The sequence below is a fragment of the Qipengyuania aurantiaca genome, assembly GCF_019711375.1.
GTDB classification, from domain to species: domain Bacteria; phylum Pseudomonadota; class Alphaproteobacteria; order Sphingomonadales; family Sphingomonadaceae; genus Qipengyuania; species Qipengyuania aurantiaca.
This window is the reverse complement of record NZ_CP081295.1, coordinates 972,451-988,627: the sequence shown is the minus strand read 5'-3', so window position 1 is coordinate 988,627 and position 16,177 is coordinate 972,451. Positions and strand designations below refer to the sequence as shown.

18 protein-coding genes are annotated in these 16,177 nt (G+C 64.6%); 10 read left to right on the top strand and 8 right to left on the bottom strand.

Annotation, left to right across the window (positions count from 1 at the left end; all coding sequences use genetic code 11):
- The first annotated feature begins 39 nt into the window (after window positions 1-39).
- The gene (locus K3148_RS04820) at window positions 40-1,425 is read left to right on the top strand and encodes a nicotinate phosphoribosyltransferase (RefSeq protein ID WP_221426181.1); all 1,386 of its coding nucleotides are present in this window, start codon (window positions 40-42) and stop codon (window positions 1,423-1,425) included.
- 3 nt (window positions 1,426-1,428) lie between these two features.
- Here the strand turns inward: K3148_RS04820 and panC are convergent, their stop codons facing one another.
- Window positions 1,429-2,289 carry a pantoate--beta-alanine ligase gene (gene panC / locus K3148_RS04815; RefSeq protein WP_221426180.1) on the bottom strand — a complete coding sequence of 287 codons (861 nt, stop codon included), beginning with the start codon at window positions 2,287-2,289 and terminating at the stop codon, window positions 1,429-1,431.
- 86 nt (window positions 2,290-2,375) lie between these two features.
- Between panC and K3148_RS04810 the strand changes: the two genes are divergently transcribed.
- From K3148_RS04810 to K3148_RS04795, 4 genes are read left to right on the top strand one after another with little or no spacing between them, the layout of a single operon-like run.
- Window positions 2,376-3,194 carry a division plane positioning ATPase MipZ gene (locus K3148_RS04810; RefSeq protein WP_221426179.1) on the top strand — a complete coding sequence of 273 codons (819 nt, stop codon included), beginning with the start codon at window positions 2,376-2,378 and terminating at the stop codon, window positions 3,192-3,194.
- A complete protein-coding gene (locus K3148_RS04805; RefSeq protein WP_221426178.1) occupies window positions 3,191-3,493 on the top strand; it encodes a J domain-containing protein in 303 nt (100 codons plus the stop codon). Before K3148_RS04810 ends, K3148_RS04805 begins: the two co-directional genes overlap by 4 nt.
- Window positions 3,490-4,893: a phosphoglucomutase/phosphomannomutase PgmG gene (gene pgmG, locus K3148_RS04800; protein WP_221426177.1), complete on the top strand. Its 1,404-nt coding sequence runs from the start codon at window positions 3,490-3,492 to the stop codon at window positions 4,891-4,893. The genes K3148_RS04805 and pgmG overlap by 4 nt, the downstream gene beginning before the upstream one ends.
- A 32-nt stretch (window positions 4,894-4,925) precedes the next feature.
- Window positions 4,926-7,388, top strand: a complete 2,463-nt coding sequence (locus K3148_RS04795) for a ligase-associated DNA damage response DEXH box helicase (protein WP_221426176.1) — start codon at window positions 4,926-4,928, stop codon at window positions 7,386-7,388.
- Here the strand turns inward: K3148_RS04795 and K3148_RS04790 are convergent.
- From K3148_RS04790 to K3148_RS04765, 6 genes are all read right to left on the bottom strand, one after another.
- On the bottom strand, window positions 7,357-7,842 hold the full coding sequence (locus K3148_RS04790; RefSeq protein ID WP_221426175.1) for an ExbD/TolR family protein: 486 nt from the start codon (window positions 7,840-7,842) through the stop codon (window positions 7,357-7,359). The two genes, K3148_RS04795 and K3148_RS04790, sit on opposite strands and share 32 nt — an antisense overlap.
- A 113-nt stretch (window positions 7,843-7,955) precedes the next feature.
- On the bottom strand, window positions 7,956-8,381 hold the full coding sequence (locus tag K3148_RS04785; RefSeq protein WP_221426174.1) for an ExbD/TolR family protein: 426 nt from the start codon (window positions 8,379-8,381) through the stop codon (window positions 7,956-7,958).
- Between the two features lie 193 nt (window positions 8,382-8,574).
- A complete protein-coding gene (locus K3148_RS04780) occupies window positions 8,575-9,018 on the bottom strand; it encodes an ExbD/TolR family protein (protein WP_221426173.1) in 444 nt (147 codons plus the stop codon).
- A gap of 50 nt (window positions 9,019-9,068) precedes the next feature.
- Window positions 9,069-9,599, bottom strand: a complete 531-nt coding sequence (locus tag K3148_RS04775; RefSeq protein WP_221426172.1) for an ExbD/TolR family protein — start codon at window positions 9,597-9,599, stop codon at window positions 9,069-9,071.
- Between the two features lie 83 nt (window positions 9,600-9,682).
- Window positions 9,683-10,495: a MotA/TolQ/ExbB proton channel family protein gene (locus tag K3148_RS04770; protein WP_221426171.1), complete on the bottom strand. Its 813-nt coding sequence runs from the start codon at window positions 10,493-10,495 to the stop codon at window positions 9,683-9,685.
- Between the two features lie 46 nt (window positions 10,496-10,541).
- Window positions 10,542-11,201 (bottom strand): energy transducer TonB, encoded by a 660-nt coding sequence (locus tag K3148_RS04765; protein WP_247711644.1) that lies wholly within the window; start codon window positions 11,199-11,201, stop codon window positions 10,542-10,544.
- Between the two features lie 382 nt (window positions 11,202-11,583).
- Here K3148_RS04765 and K3148_RS04760 point away from each other — a divergent pair, with 382 nt between their 5' ends.
- From K3148_RS04760 to K3148_RS04750, 3 genes are all read left to right on the top strand, one after another.
- Window positions 11,584-12,414, top strand: a complete 831-nt coding sequence (locus tag K3148_RS04760) for a hypothetical protein (RefSeq protein ID WP_221426169.1) — start codon at window positions 11,584-11,586, stop codon at window positions 12,412-12,414.
- Window positions 12,415-12,501: 87 nt separating this feature from the next.
- The gene (locus K3148_RS04755) at window positions 12,502-12,918 is read left to right on the top strand and encodes an acyl-CoA thioesterase (protein ID WP_221426168.1); all 417 of its coding nucleotides are present in this window, start codon (window positions 12,502-12,504) and stop codon (window positions 12,916-12,918) included.
- Complete coding sequence (locus K3148_RS04750) at window positions 12,911-14,218, top strand: homoserine dehydrogenase (protein ID WP_221426167.1); 1,308 nt, start codon at window positions 12,911-12,913, stop codon at window positions 14,216-14,218. The genes K3148_RS04755 and K3148_RS04750 overlap by 8 nt, the downstream gene beginning before the upstream one ends.
- Here the strand turns inward: K3148_RS04750 and K3148_RS04745 are convergent.
- The gene (locus K3148_RS04745; protein ID WP_221426166.1) at window positions 14,172-14,810 is read right to left on the bottom strand and encodes a hypothetical protein; all 639 of its coding nucleotides are present in this window, start codon (window positions 14,808-14,810) and stop codon (window positions 14,172-14,174) included. The two genes, K3148_RS04750 and K3148_RS04745, sit on opposite strands and share 47 nt — an antisense overlap.
- 91 nt (window positions 14,811-14,901) lie before the next feature.
- On the opposite strand from K3148_RS04745, the gene glpX reads away from it, so the two are divergent.
- Window positions 14,902-15,876, top strand: coding sequence for a class II fructose-bisphosphatase (gene glpX / locus K3148_RS04740; RefSeq protein ID WP_221426165.1), 975 nt, complete (start codon window positions 14,902-14,904; stop codon window positions 15,874-15,876).
- An 8-nt stretch (window positions 15,877-15,884) separates the two neighbouring features.
- Window positions 15,885-16,109: a hypothetical protein gene (locus tag K3148_RS04735; protein WP_221426164.1), complete on the top strand. Its 225-nt coding sequence runs from the start codon at window positions 15,885-15,887 to the stop codon at window positions 16,107-16,109.
- The last annotated feature ends 68 nt before the right edge of the window (window positions 16,110-16,177 follow it).

Below are 16,177 nucleotides of genomic sequence, written 5' to 3'. Positions count from 1 at the left end.
CCGGACCAAATGCAAAGCCAAACGTGAGGAGTTCACATCATGGCCAACAACATCATCCTGTCGACGGATAGCTACAAGCACAGCCACTTCCTCCAGTACCCGCCCGAAGCGCGCGCGATCAGCGCCTATGGCGAGAGCCGCACCAACGATTTCGCGGACGAGGTCCTGTTTCTCGGGCTGCAGGCCTTCCTGCTCGACTATCTCGCCAAGCCCTTAAGCCGCGAAGATATCGAGGAAGCCGCGGAACTGTGCGAAGCCCATGGCGTACCCTTCAACCGCGAGGGCTGGGAGGCCATCCTGGCCGATCACGGCGGATACCTCCCGATCGAGATCAGCGCGCTCGAGGAAGGGCGCATGGTGCCGACTTCGGTTCCGCTGTTCCAGGTGGTGAACACGGACCCGCGCATGCCGTGGCTGGCGACCTTCATCGAAACGGCCCTGCTGCGCGCGGTCTGGTATCCGACGACGGTCGGCACGCTCAGCCGCAAGTGCAAGAGCGTGATCGCCGCCGGCCTCGATCGCACGAGCGACGATCCGGCGGGCCAACTCCCCTTCAAGCTGCACGATTTCGGCGCGCGCGGAGTGTCGAGCGCGGAGAGCGCGGCGCTGGGCGGGATGGCGCATCTCGTCAACTTCAGCGGCACCGATACGTTGGAAGGCATCCTTGCCGCGCGGCGGTTCTACGGGGCCGATATGCCCGGCTTCTCGATCCCTGCCGCCGAACACAGCACGATGACGAGCTGGGGAAGGGAGCGCGAGGAAGCGGCCTATGAGAACATGCTCGACCGTTTCGAAGGCGAGAACGCGCTCGTGGCGGTGGTCTCGGACAGCTACGATCTCGACCACGCGGTCGAGAAGATCTGGGGCGACAGCCTTCGCGACAAGGTGCTCAGCCGCAAGGGCACGCTGGTGGTCCGCCCCGACAGCGGCGACCCGGTCGAAACGCCGCTGCGCACGCTTCGAAAGCTGTGGGACCTGTTCGGCGGAGAGACGAACAGCAAGGGCTACAAGGTGCTCGACCCGCATGTCCGCGTGATCCAGGGCGATGGCATGAATGTGGAAAGTATCGCGCGCCTCGTCCAGGCTGTCGGCGATGCGGGTTTCGCAGTCGACAACATCGCCTTCGGCATGGGCGGCGGGCTGCTGCAGCTGGTCAACCGCGATACGCTGCGCTTCGCCATGAAGGCGAACGCGATGCAGGTCGAGGACGGCAGCTGGCACGATGTCTCGAAAAAGCCCGCCACCGATCCGAGCAAGGCCAGCAAGGCCGGACGCCAGGCAGTGGTCGAAGAGGGCGGCAGGCTGGTCGCCAAGCGGCTTGACGGAATCGATCCGGCGGCGGACCAGCTCAAGCCCGTCTGGCGCAACGGCGAACTGCTCGTCCGCCACAGCTTCGACGAAGTGCGGAAGCGGAGCTGGAGCTGACCCTCAGGCGGTGCGGCTGACCGGCATATTGTCGATCAGCCGCGTCCCGCCGATCCGTGCGGCGACGAAGAGGCGGGCGTTGCCATTGTCCGCCTCGAGCCGTTCCAGGCTGTCCGCATCGCGTATCTCGGCGTAGTCGACGCTGTCGAAGCCCGACACCTGCAACACCTCGCGCAGATTGCCGAGCGGTCGCTCGGCTTGGCCGCCTTCGGCAAGCACCGCAATTGCGTCCTTCATTGCGCGCGGCAGGCTCGCGGCGGATGCGCGCTGACCTTCCGACAAATAGGCGTTGCGGCTGCTCATCGCGAGCCCGTCCTCCTCGCGCACGATGGCCACGCCGTGGATGGCATCGACATGCGGCCGCGTAAGGTCGAGGTCGCGCGCCATGCGGCGGATGACCGCCAGTTGCTGCCAGTCCTTCTCGCCGAAGAAGGCCATGTCGGGCATGACCTGGTTAAAGAGCTTGCACACCACGGTGGCGACGCCGTCGAAATGACCGGGCCTGTCACCCCCGCACAAACCCTCAGAAACGCCCGCAACCGAGATGTTGGTGGCATAGCCTTGCGGGTAGACCTCCTCGGGCGTCGGGGCCCAGAGCAGCGCCACGCCCTCGGCCTCCAGCAGTTCGGAATCGCGCTGCAACTGCCGCGGATAAGCGTCGAGATCCTCGCCCGCACCGAACTGGCGCGGATTGACGAAGATCGAGGCGACCACTTGGTCGGCCGCTTCCTTCGCCCGCCGCACCAGCGTCAGATGCCCTTCGTGCAGCGCGCCCATGGTTGGCACGAGCGCCACACGGCCACCGTCCCGCCGCAGGACAGACAGCGAATTCCTCAACACTTCCAGTGTGCGAGCGGTTTGCAACGCGGAATCCCCTCGGATATGGTTTCGAAAATCTTGCCCTAGCGACTGCGGGGCATTCTGCAAAACCACAAGACGAGCACCCGCTTTTGCCCCACGCCGCGCCTCACTGGATTACCTTCGCCAACGAAAAGGGCGGCACGGGCAAATCGACCACGGCGGTGCATGTGGCGATCGCGCTCGCCTACAAGGGCGCGAAGATCGTGGGTTTCGATCTCGACCATCGCCAGCGCACCTTGAACCGCTATATCGAAAATCGCGCCGAAACCTCGCATCGTCGTCTGATCAATCTTCCGACCATCGATTGCTATACCGTGCCGCCCATTCCCGAAGAGGAATTTGGCGATCTGGTTCAAAAGCACGCGGCCGATGCGGATTTCATTCTCATCGACACGCCGGGCCGCGATGATCCGCTGGCGCGCTTTGCCGCGACCCATGCCGATACGCTGGTCACGCCGATGAACGACAGCTTCGTCGATTTCGACCTCATCGGACAGGTCGAGGGCGAAAGTTTCAAGGTTCGCAAGCTGTCCTTCTACGCCGAACTGATCTGGGAGGCGCGGATCAAGCGCAGCCGCAAGGCTATCGAGGAAAACCGCCCCGAAATGGACTGGGTGGTCGTGCGCAACCGCACCGGCCATACCGAGGCGCGCAACCGCACGCGGATCGAGGATGCGCTGAAGGAAATGTCCAAGCGTGTCGGCTTCCGTGTCTCGCACGGCCTTTCCGAACGCGTCATCTATCGCGAGCTCTTCCCCTCGGGCCTCACGCTGCTCGACAAGGGGCATCTGGGCGATCTCGGCACCAGCCACCTCGTCGCCCGGCAGGAACTTCGCCAGCTGATGCAAGCGCTGCGCCTGCCAGAGCCGCAGAAGGTCGAGCTGCCGCTGGAAGAAGTCCACGCATGATCAAGTTCCTTATGCTGCTGGCCGTCCTCTCGGTCCTGTGCCGCTGGGCGCTTGGCAAGTGGCCTTGGGATTACCTGAAGCCCACTCCGACGCGCCAGCAGGCGCTGTTCAAGGCGCGGAGCCTGCTGAATGTTTCGGCGCGCGCCGATCACAAGGAAATCCGCGAGGCGCACCGGCGCTTGTCGGCCATGGCGCATCCCGATAAGGGCGGCAGCAAGGCGCAGATGCAGGAACTCAACGCTGCGCGCGACCTTCTTCTAGATGAACTCCCTTACGAGACGCCGGAGCCTCCCCAGTGACCCATACCTTCGATCCCACCGTTTTGCGTGAATACGATATTCGGGGGATCATCGGGGAAACGCTGGGGGCGGACGACGCGCGCGCGATCGGCCGCACCTTCGGTTCGATGCTGCGCGAAGCGGGCGGCAGCCGCGTGGCGGTGGGCTATGACGGCCGCCGGTCCTCGCCCATGCTCGAACACGCGCTGGTCGAAGGGCTGACCGCAAGCGGCTGCGATGCCGTGCGCGTCGGGCTGGGGGCGACCCCGATGCTATATTACGCCGAAGCAAGCGACGAGGACGTGCACGGCGGCATCCAGATAACCGGCAGCCACAATCCCCCCAATTACAACGGCTTCAAGATGGTGTTTCAGGGTCGCCCGTTTTTCGGCAGCGACATTCAGGAGCTTGGGCGCCGTTCGGGCGCAGGAGAATGGAGCGACGGGGCCGGCGCGGTCGAGGATCGCGAGATCATGGACGAATACGTCGCGCGCATGCTGACCGCGCTCGACGGCATCGACACAGGCGCGCTCGACGGCATGCGGATCGGCTGGGACGCGGGCAACGGCGCGGCCGGTCCCGCGCTCGAAAAGCTCGTGGCGAAGCTGCCGGGCGAGCATCACGTCCTCTTCACAGAGGTCGACGGCGGTTTTCCCAATCATCATCCCGATCCTACTGTCGAGGAAAACCTTGCAGATTTGAAAAGCCTGGTCTCCGCAAAGTCCCTTGATTTCGGAGTGGCCTTCGATGGTGACGGCGACCGTATCGGCGCCATCGACGGTGAGGGGCGGGTCATCTGGGGCGACCAGCTGCTGATGATTTACGCCGAGGACCTGCTCAAAACCCGTAAGGGTGCGACCATCATCGCCGACGTCAAGGCCAGCCGCGCGCTTTACGACCATGTCGCGGCCTGCGGGGGCGAGCCCCTGATGTGGAAGACCGGCCACAGCCTCATCAAGTCCAAAATGAAGGAAACGGGTTCGCCGCTGGCAGGCGAAATGAGCGGCCACGTCTTCTTCGCCGACGAATATTACGGGTTTGACGACGCGCTTTACGCAGGCGTGCGCCTGATGGCGGCATCGGCAAGACTGGGCAAATCGGTCACCCAGCTGCGTAGCGATATGCCGCAGATGATCAATACCCCCGAAATGCGCTTCCAGGTCGACGAGAGCCGCAAGTTTGCCGCCATCGAGGAGGTGAAGGAGCGCCTTTCGGGTATTGATGCGGACGTGAACGGCACCGATGGCGTGCGTGTGAACACTTCGGACGGCTGGTGGCTGCTGCGCGCCTCGAATACGCAGGACGTGCTCGTCGCCCGCGCCGAAAGCGACAGCGAGGCAGGGCTGGAGCGTCTCGTCGGGCAAATCGACGAGCAATTGTCGCTCTCCGGCCTCGAACGCGGGGAAAGCGTCGGGCATTAGGAACCCGTGAAGCGTCTTCGCGCTTTTGTAGCGTGAGCGCCGCCGAGATCCCGCCCGAGATTGCCGACTGGTTCGCCGGCCGCGGCTGGCGCGTGCGGCGGCACCAGGCCGAGATGCTCAGCGCAAGCGATGCGGGGCACCATGCACTGCTGGTGGCCGATACGGGTGCGGGCAAGACGCTGGCGGGATTCTTGCCGACGCTGGCCGCCTTTGCGTCTTCGCGCACCGGGGGTGAGCCGCCTGAAGGTCTCCACACGCTCTACGTCTCACCGCTGAAGGCGCTGGCGCATGATGTGCAGCGCAACCTTCTCACGCCGGTCGAGGAAATGGGTCTGCCGCTCACCGTCGAGACGCGCAGCGGGGACACGCCCTCGGACCGTAAGAAGCGTCAGCGTACCAAGCCCCCCAATGTCCTGCTGACCACGCCCGAAAGCATGTCTCTGCTGCTGTCCTATCCCGACAGCTTCGAAATGTTTTCCGGCCTCAAGCGCATCGTCATCGACGAAGTCCATGCCTTCGCCACCGGTAAGCGCGGGGACCTGCTCGCACTTGCCCTCTCGCGATTACAGGCGATTGCACCCGACATGCAGCGTGCTGCACTCTCGGCGACGGTGGCGGGGCCGGAGGGTTTTCGCGAATGGCTCGCGCCGTGGGGTGATATTGACAGTGTTGAGCTCGTCGAGGGCGAACAGGGCGCACCTGCCGAGGTCGAGATCCTGCTGCCCGAGGAACAGCGCGTGCCCTGGGGCGGTCATGCGGCCACTTGGGCCATCCCGCAGCTTTACGAGGAAATCCGGCGCAACAACACGACGCTGGTCTTCACCAACACGCGTTTCCTCGCCGAATATATTTTCCAGCACCTGTGGGATGTGAACGAGGAGAACCTGCCCATTGGCATCCACCACGGCTCGCTGTCGAAAGAGGCGCGGCGCAAGGTGGAAGGCGCGATGGCGCGGGGCGAATTGCGCGCGCTGGTGGCGACTGCCAGCCTCGACCTCGGCGTCGATTGGGGCGATATCGACCTCGTGGTGCAGATGGGCGCGCCCAAGGGCTCCAGCCGCTTGCTGCAGCGCATCGGGCGCGCCAATCACCGGCTCGACCAGCCTAGCCGCGCGCTGCTGGTCCCGGGCAACCGGTTCGAATTCCTCGAGGCGACCGCGGCCAAGGAGGCGGTCGACGAGGGCAAGCGCGATGGCGAGGACTTCCGCCCCGGCGGTCTCGACGTGCTCGCCCAGCATGTCATGGCCTGCGCCTGCGCCGCGCCGTTCCAGGAGGACGAGTTGCTGCGCGAGGTGCGCTCCAGCCTCGCCTATGCCTGGGTCGACGAGGAGGTGTGGGAGCGCGTGCTCACCTTCGTCGCCACCGGCGGCTACTCGCTGCAGGCCTATGACAAGTTCAAGCGTATCGTGCGCGACAAACAGGGGGTGTGGCGGCTAACCCATCCCGAACAGGCCGCGCGGCATCGCCTCAATGCGGGCATCATCATCGACAGCGAGATGCTGGAGGTGCGCATCAATTCAGGCCGCGGGCGGGGCGGGCGCAGCCTCGGCAAGATTGAGGAGCGCTTCGCCGCGCAGCTATCGCCAGGCGATACCTTCGCCTTTGCCGGCATGAGCCTCGAAGTGGTCAAGCTGCAGGACATGGAGGTGCTGGTAAAAGCCGCCACCTCCAATGCGATGATACCGAGCTATGGCGGCGCGCGCATGCCGCTGACAACGCACCTTGCCGAGCGGGTGAGGACCATGCTGGTCGATCGCGCGGGCTGGGCACGCTTCCCCGACGACGTGCGCGAGTGGTTGGAGGTGCAGGACTGGCGCAGCCAGATGCCGGGGCCGGGACAATTGCTGGTCGAGAGCTTCCCCCACGCCAAGCGTCATTACTCGGTCTACTATACTTTCGAGGGCTGGAACGCGAACCAGAGCCTCGGCATGCTGATTACACGGCGGATGGAGGACAGGGGGCTGCTGCCCGGAGGTTTCGTGGCGAATGATTACAGCCTCGCCGTGTGGGGGCTGAAGCCGGTCGAGGACCCTGCGCCGCTGCTCTCGCCCGACATCCTGCAGGACGAATTCATCGAGTGGGTGCAGAACTCGCACCTGCTGCGGCGCGCATTCCGCGAGGTCGCGGTCATCGGCGGGCTCGTCGAGCGGCAGCATCCCGGCAAGCGCAAGACGGGCAAGCAGGTCACCTTCTCGACCGACCTCATCTACGACGTCCTGCGCAAATACGAGCCCGACCATGTGTTGCTTGAGGCCGCATGGGCGGACGCGCGGACGCGGATGACCGATGTGGGGCGGCTGGGCGATCTGCTCGACCGTTCGGCGGAACAGTTGGTCCATGTCGAACTGGATCGCGTCAGCCCGCTTGCCGTGCCCGTCATGGTAATGATCGGTCGCGAGGCGACGCCGCAGGGGTCGGTGGACGACGAACTGTTGCTCGAAGCCGAAAGCCTTGCAGGCGCGGCTATGCGGGTGGAGGATCTGCCGGGGCTGTAACTATGCCCGGCATGCGCGGCGGTTGGTCGAAGCGGCTGTCGGCGGCAGGATTGCAGGGCCGCATATCGCTTTCCCCGTGGGGTATTGGTGGGCCGGGGTATTTGTCGAAGTGGCGATAGGGGGAGAGGTCGCCAAAACAAAAGCCCGCCTCGGCATTCCCGGTGGCCTTGATGAGCGCCAGAACGCGCAGGGCGCTGTCGTAATCGACCGATCCGCTGGGATCGAAGACCAGTCCCGACCTATCGCCGCGCTCCGCTCGCTCGACCAGAAGGTCGGTCAATTCGTCTGTCGATACGGGAACGGTATTCCAGAGGGCCTGGGAATCATCTGTGAGGATGATCCGGTCGGTCGGAAAGCCAAGCGCGAGATCAGGCGAGGACGAGGGGAAAGGAAGGTCGATCATCACGGCATGCGATCTGAGCATCCCATTTGGCACCAGCAGCACACAGGTCACGATGGAGCAGAATATCAGTATCGGGAGGTGAGGGATCCGGTGGATCGGCCCATCTACCGGCAGGGGCGGTGGCCGATAGCGCCGTTGGCGTCGGCGACGGACCGTGCTGCTTCTCACCTGCCGAAGTCCTTGTACCGCTCGTTGCCGACGAAGGCGAAGTTCTCGGTGCCCGAATCCTTGATGAGGGCGATGGTGCGGGCGGAGGTTGCATAGCTGGCGCGCGCATCGGGTTCGAAGCGGAGGGTGGGCTGGGGATCGACCTCGGCGGCGGTGACGAGCTGGTTGAGCAATTCCTGGCGGTCGAGAGCGTTGCCGTTCCAATAGAGCGCGTCGTTGCGGTCGATATGGACCACGTTGGTGTCGCGCACCTCGAATTTGCCGCGAGCGTCGGGGAGCGGGATGAGCAGGGCGTGGGTGGCGATGGGGATGACCATGATGAACATGATCAAGAGCACCAGCAGCACGTCGATGAAGGGCGTGACGTTCATATCGCTGAACATCGGCTGGTGAGCGGGGCTGCGGTGCATTCCATAGGGCATCGGCCATCTCCTCGTTATTTGATGTAATAACATCACAAATATGAGGTAGAGGTCAAGGGGGCGAGAATTTCGAGGGTGGCCGCAGCCGTAGCGAGCGGGTTCTTTCGCGTGCAGGCTGTCTTCAGGGGCGCAGGCAAAGAAAAAGGGGCGGATTGCTCCGCCCCTTTCCCGTAATCGATTTGCAAGCCTTGGCTTACTGCATTCCGGCCTTGCCGAAGGTGCGGTAGCGCTCGTTGCCCACGAAGCCGAACTTGGTCACGCCGCTGGCCTTGATGATCTGCAGCGTGCGCGCCGACAGATCGTAGCTGGCGAGCGCTTCGGGCTCGAACTGAAGCTCGGGCTCGGGATTGATCGTCAGCGACTGCTGCAGCAGCGTGACGAGCTGGCCCTGATTGATCTCCTCGCCGTTCCACAACATGCGATCATCCTGGGTGAGGATGAGCTTGTTCTTGTCCGGCTCGACAGTGATGTCTTCCGGGGTCGGGTTGGGTTGCGGGAGGTCGATATCGACCGAGTGGGTCGCGACCGGGATGGTGATGATGAACATAATGAGGAGAACGAGCAGGACGTCGATCAACGGCGTCATGTTCATTTCCATCATCGGGGCGCCATCATCCTTGCCGCCTGCCATTGCCATGGTGGGTTACTCCTGAATTCTTGAACCGGGACCGATACGCCTGCGGGCGATCAGCCGTTCGGATCGATCGGGTTCGAGATGAAGCCGACAGTCGGATAACCGGCAGCCTGGACGTTGTAGATCGCACCCGCGACACACGACCACGGGGCGTTGACGTCGCCGCGGATGTGAACCTGCGGGATCGCCTCGGGATCGTTCATGATCGCTTCGGGTCCGCCTGCGCGCTGGACGATCGTGTCGAGGCGCTTGAACGCTTCGTCATAGAGTTCCTGCGAGGTCACGGGGGTGATGTTGTTGAAGTAGATGCGGCACTCGCCATTGCGCGAGGCGCCCGTATATCCGGTGTCGCCCGCGCTCAGACCGTTTTCGTCGCTGGTGCTGACCGTGAGCAGAAGGTTCTCGACCTTGTCCTTCGATTCAACCGATTCGAGAACCGGGATTTCCAACTGATCGATCGTCTGGATCGCGACCGGGACCGCGATGAGGAAGATGATCAGAAGCACCAGCATCACGTCGACAAGCGGCGTGGTGTTGATGTCCGACATGGGCGTCTCAGTGCCGCCTCCCATCGAAATCGCCATAGCTTACATCCTATCCGTACTGAATTTCACACGCTTGCGAAGAGGAGGGCGCGGATCCGTGTTTCGGACCCGCGCCGCTCGTCTTAGCGCTTGGTGGTGGTCGTCGTGGTGGTCGTGCCGGCTGCGGGCTTGGCGCCCGGAACGGTACGGCCAGCAGCGGCCTTGCCTGCGGTCTGCGTCGAGGTTGCCGTCATCGTGGCCGGCTTGATGGTGCCGCCCGAGTTGATGTTGGCGAGAAGATCGGTCGAGAAACCGCTCATCATGTCGAAGATCTTGCGGTTGCGGCTCTGCAGCCAGTTGTAGGCGAACACGGCAGGAACGGCGACGAGCAGACCGATGGCGGTCATGATCAGCGCTTCACCGACGGGACCGGCGACCTTGTCGATCGAGGCCGAACCGGCAACACCGATGTTGATCAGGGCGCGGTAGATACCGATAACCGTACCCAGCAGGCCGACGAAGGGAGCGGTCGCGCCCACGGTCGCGAGGAACGGGAGGCCGCCGTTGAGCTTCGCCTGGATGGCGTGCTCCGAACGGGCCAGCGAACCGTGCATCCAGTCGTGCGCTTCCATCTGGTCGCTCAGCTTGGCGTGCTTCTCTTCGGCGATGAGGGCATCGTCGACGAGCTGGCGCCATGCGCTGTTCTTGTCGAGCTTGGTCGCGCCTTCCTTGAGGCTGTTGGTGCGCCAGAAGTTGGTTCGCACGCTCTTGTACTGCTTCATCACCTTGTTCTGCTCGAACAGCTTGGTGAAGAGGATGTAGAACGAACCGACCGACATGATGACCATGACGGCAAGGATCGACCAGGCGACGGGGCCGCCTTCTTCCATGGCTTCCCAGAAGCCGAAGGAGCTCTTGGGGGCCTCGGCCGCCGCGGTAAGAAGTTGGATGTACATAAGCGAAAGTCCTCTAGAAAATTGCGTCTGTTACCTGCCGAAGTCCCTAGTCGGGCAGGACGTAACGGATCGATTGCGTGGTGGTATCGGAAATCGGATCGCCAGCGGCGTTAAGCGCCGGGTTGTAGCGTGCGTAACGCTGCATCCCGCGGCAAGCGGCCTGGTCGAGCGCGCTCGACCCGGACGAGCCAGTGACTGCGCAGGCCTCGACGCGGCCGTTGGCCCCGATCGTGATCCGCATGGTGACGGTCCCCTGTTCCTCGCGACGAAGCGCGCTGGAAGGATAGTCGCCCTGGATGCGGGCAGCCCAGCGGCCGATGCCGTCTGGTGATGCGCCACGCGCCTGCGAAGGCGGAGCCGGCGGTGCCGGAGCCGGAGCCGGCGGTGCCGGCGGCGGAATGCGGATTGCCGGCGGTGACGGCGGCGGAATATTCGGCGTGACCTGCACCGGCGGCGGCGTACGCGCGATATTGATCGGCGGCGGCGGCGCGACGGGCGGCGGCACGGTCTGCGGGATATCTTCCGGCGGCGGCGGCGGCGGTTCGTCTTCCGGCTCCGGCGGCGGGGGCTCATCCACATCGATCGTAGTTACACGCTCGACCACATTCTTGACCGCATCGACGGCCAGTCCGGTGATAAGCAGGTAACCGAGGGCAATGTGTATGAGGGCAACGATGATGATCGCGACGACGCGATTCCCACTCATCTGTTGGTCAGCATAAGCCATTCGGTTGCATCACTCCATCGTGTCTGCCCGATTCGCACCGGGCCAAGTTCGACGCCGTGGGGGTGAACACAAGACTGTGTCCCCGGCGCCGCATTCCGTAATCACACCTAGGCGAACCCGTAAAGGAACGTCGGCGCTTATCCGGGCTTGTTCCTGATAAATTCGCCAAAGGCAACTCTCAGGCAATATTGTATCATGAACCCGGTTCTGGTGCACGCCTTAGCCTTGCGAGGCATACTGGGCAAACGCTTTATCGGTTAAGGACGAATTCACGGCGTGTCGGTCAGGGAACGCTTGACGGGCGCGCGAAGTTTCCGAGTAGCCCAAACAACGGATTTCACGAGAGGATTGACCGCAGGTCATGAAAGCACTTCCTTCTATCGCTGCAGCCCTGACGCTGGCCCTGACGGTTCCCGCGGTTGCACAGGATGCGCCCGCATCCGATGTCGCAGCTCTGACCTATGCTGATCTCGTCGGTCTCGCGGAGGCTGCCCCGCTCGTCGTGCGGGCAGAAATCCGTGACCAGGCCGCACTTGAGCCAGAGCGGTCGCCGGGCCTCGCGCAGGGTCATGTGCGTCTCTACATCGAGGCGCGGACAAAGGCGCTGATCGCGGGCGACGTACCTCTGGGCGAGGAACTGCGCTATCTCGTCGATGTCCCGCTCACCAGCAAGGGTAAGGCGCCCAAGCTCAAGAAAACCGAAGTGCTCCTTTTTGCGCGCACCGTCCCCGGGCGCCCGGGCGAGCTCCAGCTTGTGGGCGAAGGCGCGCAGCAGATCTACAGCGCCGATCTCGAATCGCGCCTGCGTCCGGTCCTCACCTCGCTTGTCGCTCCCGACGCGCCGCCCCGCGTTACCCGCGTGGCCGATGCGCTCGCGGTCGAGGGCACGCTGGTAGGCGAATCGGAAACCCAGCTTTTCCTCGACACCGAAAACGACGGGCCGGTTTCGATCACCGTCGTGCGCCGTCCGAACCAGCAGCCGCGCTGGGGCGTTTCCTGGACCGAGATCGTCGACCAGTCGGCCCGCCCGCCGCAGGCCCAGACGCTGGCCTGGTATCGCCTCGCCTGCACGCTGCCGGCGCAACTGCCGAGCGAGGCCAACCTGTCGCGCGACCCGCGCGCACGGGAACTTGCCGCGCGCGATTACGCCTTCGTGCTCGAACAGCTGGGAAGCTGCCAGCGCTCGCTGTGATCCGCGCGCCGGGCTGAACGCCCAGCTTAGGCTGTCCAAAGACAAACTGGTTCCCGCTGCCTCACGCCTTGCGCTAGGCGGTGGCCCATGGAGCCATTCCGCCACACATTCCGCGTGCGCTATGCCGAGGTCGACCCGCAGAGCGTCGTCTTCAATTCGCGCTATCTCGAATACGCCGACATTCTCGTCAGCGAGCATTTTCGCGAGGCCCGCACCCGCGGCATGCCCGAGGATGTCGAATTCCACGTGCGCAAGGCCGAGGTCGATTACCTCGCTCCAATCCGGCTCGACGAGCTCATCGAGGGCCGGCTGACAATTGAATCGATCGGCGCGTCGAGCATGAAGACGTTCATCACGCTCCATGGTGCGGAAGACGGGAGTTTGCGCGCCGAAATCCGCTTGCTCACCGTCCATGTCGACCTGCCCGAAGGCCGCCCGACGCCGGTGCCGGACACGGTGCGCCGCGCCTTCGGATTCCCGGCACGGGAGACGGTGGATGGCTGAACCTCTGCGTATCGCGCTCGCCGGCCTCGGCACGGTCGGCGTCGGAGTCATCCGGCTGATCGAGACCAATCGCGACATGATCGCTGCGCGTGCCGGAAGGCCGATCGAGATCGTCGCCGTCACCGCGCGCGAACGCGGCAAGGATCGTGGTGTCGATCTCTCGCCCTATGCCTGGGTCGACGACATGCAGGCCATGGCCACGCGCGCCGATGTCGATGTGGTGTTGGAACTCGTCGGCGGGTCGGACGGACCGGCGCTCACGCTGGCGCGCGCCGCGCTCGATGCGGGCAAGGGTTTCGTCACCGCGAACAAGGCCATGGTCGCCCACCACGGGCTCGAACTGGCGGAACTGGCGGCGATGAAGCAGGCCGCTTTCGCTTTCGAGGCGGCGGTTGCGGGCGGGATCCCGGTGGTGAAGGGGCTGCGCGAAGGCACAGCCGCCAACGCGCTCGACCGGATTTACGGCATTCTCAACGGCACCTGCAATTACATCCTCTCCGAGATGGAGCAGACCGGTGCGGACTTCGGCGAAATGCTCGCGAGCGCGCAGGAGAAGGGGTATGCCGAGGCCGATCCGACCTTCGACATCGAGGGCGTCGATGCCGCGCACAAGCTCGCCATTCTGGCCGCCATCGGCTTCGGTACGCGGATCGATTTCGAGGCGGTGCGCACCGAAGGGATCACGCAGGTCCGCGCGCACGATATCGCGCAGGCGGACAGCCTCGGCTACGTGATCCGGCTCGTCGGCATCGCCACGCTCTCGGGCGAGGGCGAGGCGCGTAGGCTTCTCCAGCGCGTGCGGCCCTGCCTCGTTCCCTTCCGTCACCCACTCGCTGCCGTCACCGGCCCGACCAACGCGGTTGTGGCCGAGGGCGATTTCTCGGGCCGCCTCCTGTTTCAGGGCGCGGGCGCGGGCGACAAGCCGACGGCCAGCGCCGTTGTGGCCGATCTCATCGACATCGCACGCGGGCAGGCCGGGGCACCCTTCTCGGTGCCCAGTACCAGCCTCGTCGAATGCGCTCCTGCCGATCCGGGCGAGCGCATCGGGCGCGACTATATCCGCTTCACGGTGGCCGACCGCCCGGGTGTGCTGGCCGAGATTACTGCGGCCATGCGCGACGCCGGCGTCTCGATCGAGAGCCTGATCCAGCGTGGACGCGACACCGAAGGGGGCAATGTGGCGGTTGCCATGGTCACGCACGAAGGGCCCGAGCATTGCGTCGGGAAGGCGCTCGATCTGCTCGAAGGCTCGGCTAGCCTGACGGCTCCGCCTCTGGTGATGCCGATCCTGAAGGACTGACATCGCTCTCCTCCCCGGCGAGCGGCGGCGGAAGTCCGAGCTCGTCGGCGTTGGCCTGCAGGGCGGGCTCACCGGCTATCAGCATCGCCCCGTCCTCGGTCCTGCGCGGCCCGCGCGGGGCGAGCCCCATGCCGACCCGCTCCGCATCGGAGCCCTTTGGCGTCTCTGGCAATTCGTCGAAATCGATCATGTGAACCGGCGGTTTAGGGCAAGGCGGGATGAAGCACCCGCGAGCGACCACAACGCCGTGGTTCGGGATGCCAAACATGTCCGGAGCTTGCGGATCGCCTTGATGCATGGTCCGCTGCGCGTGCCGATCCTGCGCTTCTTCGTTGGAATAGAGGCGATCTTCCTGCTCGCTTTTGCGGCGGCAGACGATGATCTCGCCCGAAATGATCGCGGCTTCCTGGTCCTCGGTGCAATCTTCATAGTTAACTTCGAGGTCCTCGGAGCGGATTGTCAGATCGATGGTCTCAGGCGGCTCGCCCGTTTGCGCTTCGAGCGCCGTGTCCCGATCGGCCTCCTGTGCGCCCGCTCCGGAAGCGAGGAGGGCGAGGGCCATCCCCAGCGCCGTCGGGCTACGTCTCGACAATCCGGTCCTCCCTGTCTATCGGCGCGCGCATACGAATTCACGCGCGCCCTTGCCGGCCCGCACACCTCTGGCTTCAAGGACTGAACCCCCCATGAACTCGCCCACTTCCAACCCTCTCGACCGCGTCCTAGTCCTCGAGATGGTGCGCGTCACCGAAGCCGCTGCCGTGGCCGCTTCGAAGCTGATCGGTCGCGGCGACGAAAAGGCCGCCGATGCGGCTGCGGTGGAGGCCATGCGCAAGGCCTTCGACACGCTGGAGATCGATGGCACGGTGGTGATCGGTGAAGGCGAGCGTGACGAAGCGCCCATGCTCTTCATCGGCGAGAAGGTTGGCGGCGCGCCGGGCAGGGGACCGAAGATCGACATCGCGCTCGACCCGCTCGAAGGCACGACTATCACTGCCAAAGCGGGCCCCAACTCGCTCGCTGTGCTGGCCGCCAGCGCGGAAGGTTGCCTGCTCAACGCGCCCGACGTCTATATGGACAAGCTGGCGGTGGGGCCGGGTTATCCCGAGGGCATCATCGACCTCGCCAAATCGCCGACCGAGAATGTGAAAGCGGTGGCCGAGGCCAAGGGCGTGGACCCCTCCGACATTATCGTCTGCGTCCTCGACCGCCCGCGCCATTCCGACCTGATCGCCGAACTGCGCGGCCTCGGCTGCGGCGTCGTGCTGATCGGCGATGGCGATGTGGCCGGTGTGATCGCGGTGACCGACGAGGACACCACGATCGACATGTACATGGGCCAGGGCGGCGCGCCCGAAGGCGTCTTGGCCGCCGCCGCGCTGCGCTGTGTCGGGGGCCAGTTCAACGGCCGCCTTGTCTTCCGCAACGAGGATGAAAAGGCCCGCGCGGCGAAGTGGGGGATCGAGGACCTCGACCGCATCTACACGCGCGACGACCTGGTGAAGGGCGACTGCATCTTCGCCGCGACCGGCGTGACGAGCGGATCGCTGCTCGAAGGCGTGAAGTACCGCCGGGGCGGCACCATGACGACCGAGAGCGTGGTGATGCGCGCGAGCTCCGGTACGGTCCGCTGGATCAGGGGCGAACATCGCGTCGGCTGATGCGTCCGATGTCGAAGACCCTTGCGAATGCGGCGATCCTTCTGGGCGGACTGCTGATGCTGGCTGGGTTCCTTTACGGCGTACTCTTCGCCGGCATTCCCTATCCCGATCCGAGCCCCGCGCAGCAGGCCGCTTTCGGACGCGACAGCGCCCTGTCGGACGGATTGATGGCAGGAGGTGCGGGACTTACCATTCTTGGGCTAGTGTGGCGGCTCGTCAGGCGCGGGAAGTAGCCGACCGGGCCTGCCCCGCGCTTTCCACTGGCGACGGGTAGGGCGATGTTGCAATCCCATGACGCTCG

Bases quoted from the DNA above. Each gene is read 5' to 3' on its own strand.
- K3148_RS04820 (WP_221426181.1), top strand. From the start codon at position 40: ATGGCCAACAACATCATCCTGTCGACGGATAGCTACAAGCACAGCCAC.
- K3148_RS04805 (WP_221426178.1), top strand. From the start codon at position 3,191: ATGATCAAGTTCCTTATGCTGCTGGCCGTCCTCTCGGTCCTGTGCCGC.
- K3148_RS04785 (WP_221426174.1), bottom strand. From the start codon at position 8,381: ATGCCCTATGGAATGCACCGCAGCCCCGCTCACCAGCCGATGTTCAGC.
- K3148_RS04780 (WP_221426173.1), bottom strand. From the start codon at position 9,018: ATGGCAATGGCAGGCGGCAAGGATGATGGCGCCCCGATGATGGAAATG.
- K3148_RS04775 (WP_221426172.1), bottom strand. From the start codon at position 9,599: ATGGCGATTTCGATGGGAGGCGGCACTGAGACGCCCATGTCGGACATC.
- K3148_RS04770 (WP_221426171.1), bottom strand. From the start codon at position 10,495: ATGTACATCCAACTTCTTACCGCGGCGGCCGAGGCCCCCAAGAGCTCC.
- K3148_RS04765 (WP_247711644.1), bottom strand. From the start codon at position 11,201: ATGAGTGGGAATCGCGTCGTCGCGATCATCATCGTTGCCCTCATACAC.
- K3148_RS04760 (WP_221426169.1), top strand. From the start codon at position 11,584: ATGAAAGCACTTCCTTCTATCGCTGCAGCCCTGACGCTGGCCCTGACG.
- K3148_RS04755 (WP_221426168.1), top strand. From the start codon at position 12,502: ATGGAGCCATTCCGCCACACATTCCGCGTGCGCTATGCCGAGGTCGAC.
- K3148_RS04750 (WP_221426167.1), top strand. From the start codon at position 12,911: ATGGCTGAACCTCTGCGTATCGCGCTCGCCGGCCTCGGCACGGTCGGC.
- glpX (WP_221426165.1), top strand. From the start codon at position 14,902: ATGAACTCGCCCACTTCCAACCCTCTCGACCGCGTCCTAGTCCTCGAG.
- K3148_RS04735 (WP_221426164.1), top strand. From the start codon at position 15,885: ATGTCGAAGACCCTTGCGAATGCGGCGATCCTTCTGGGCGGACTGCTG.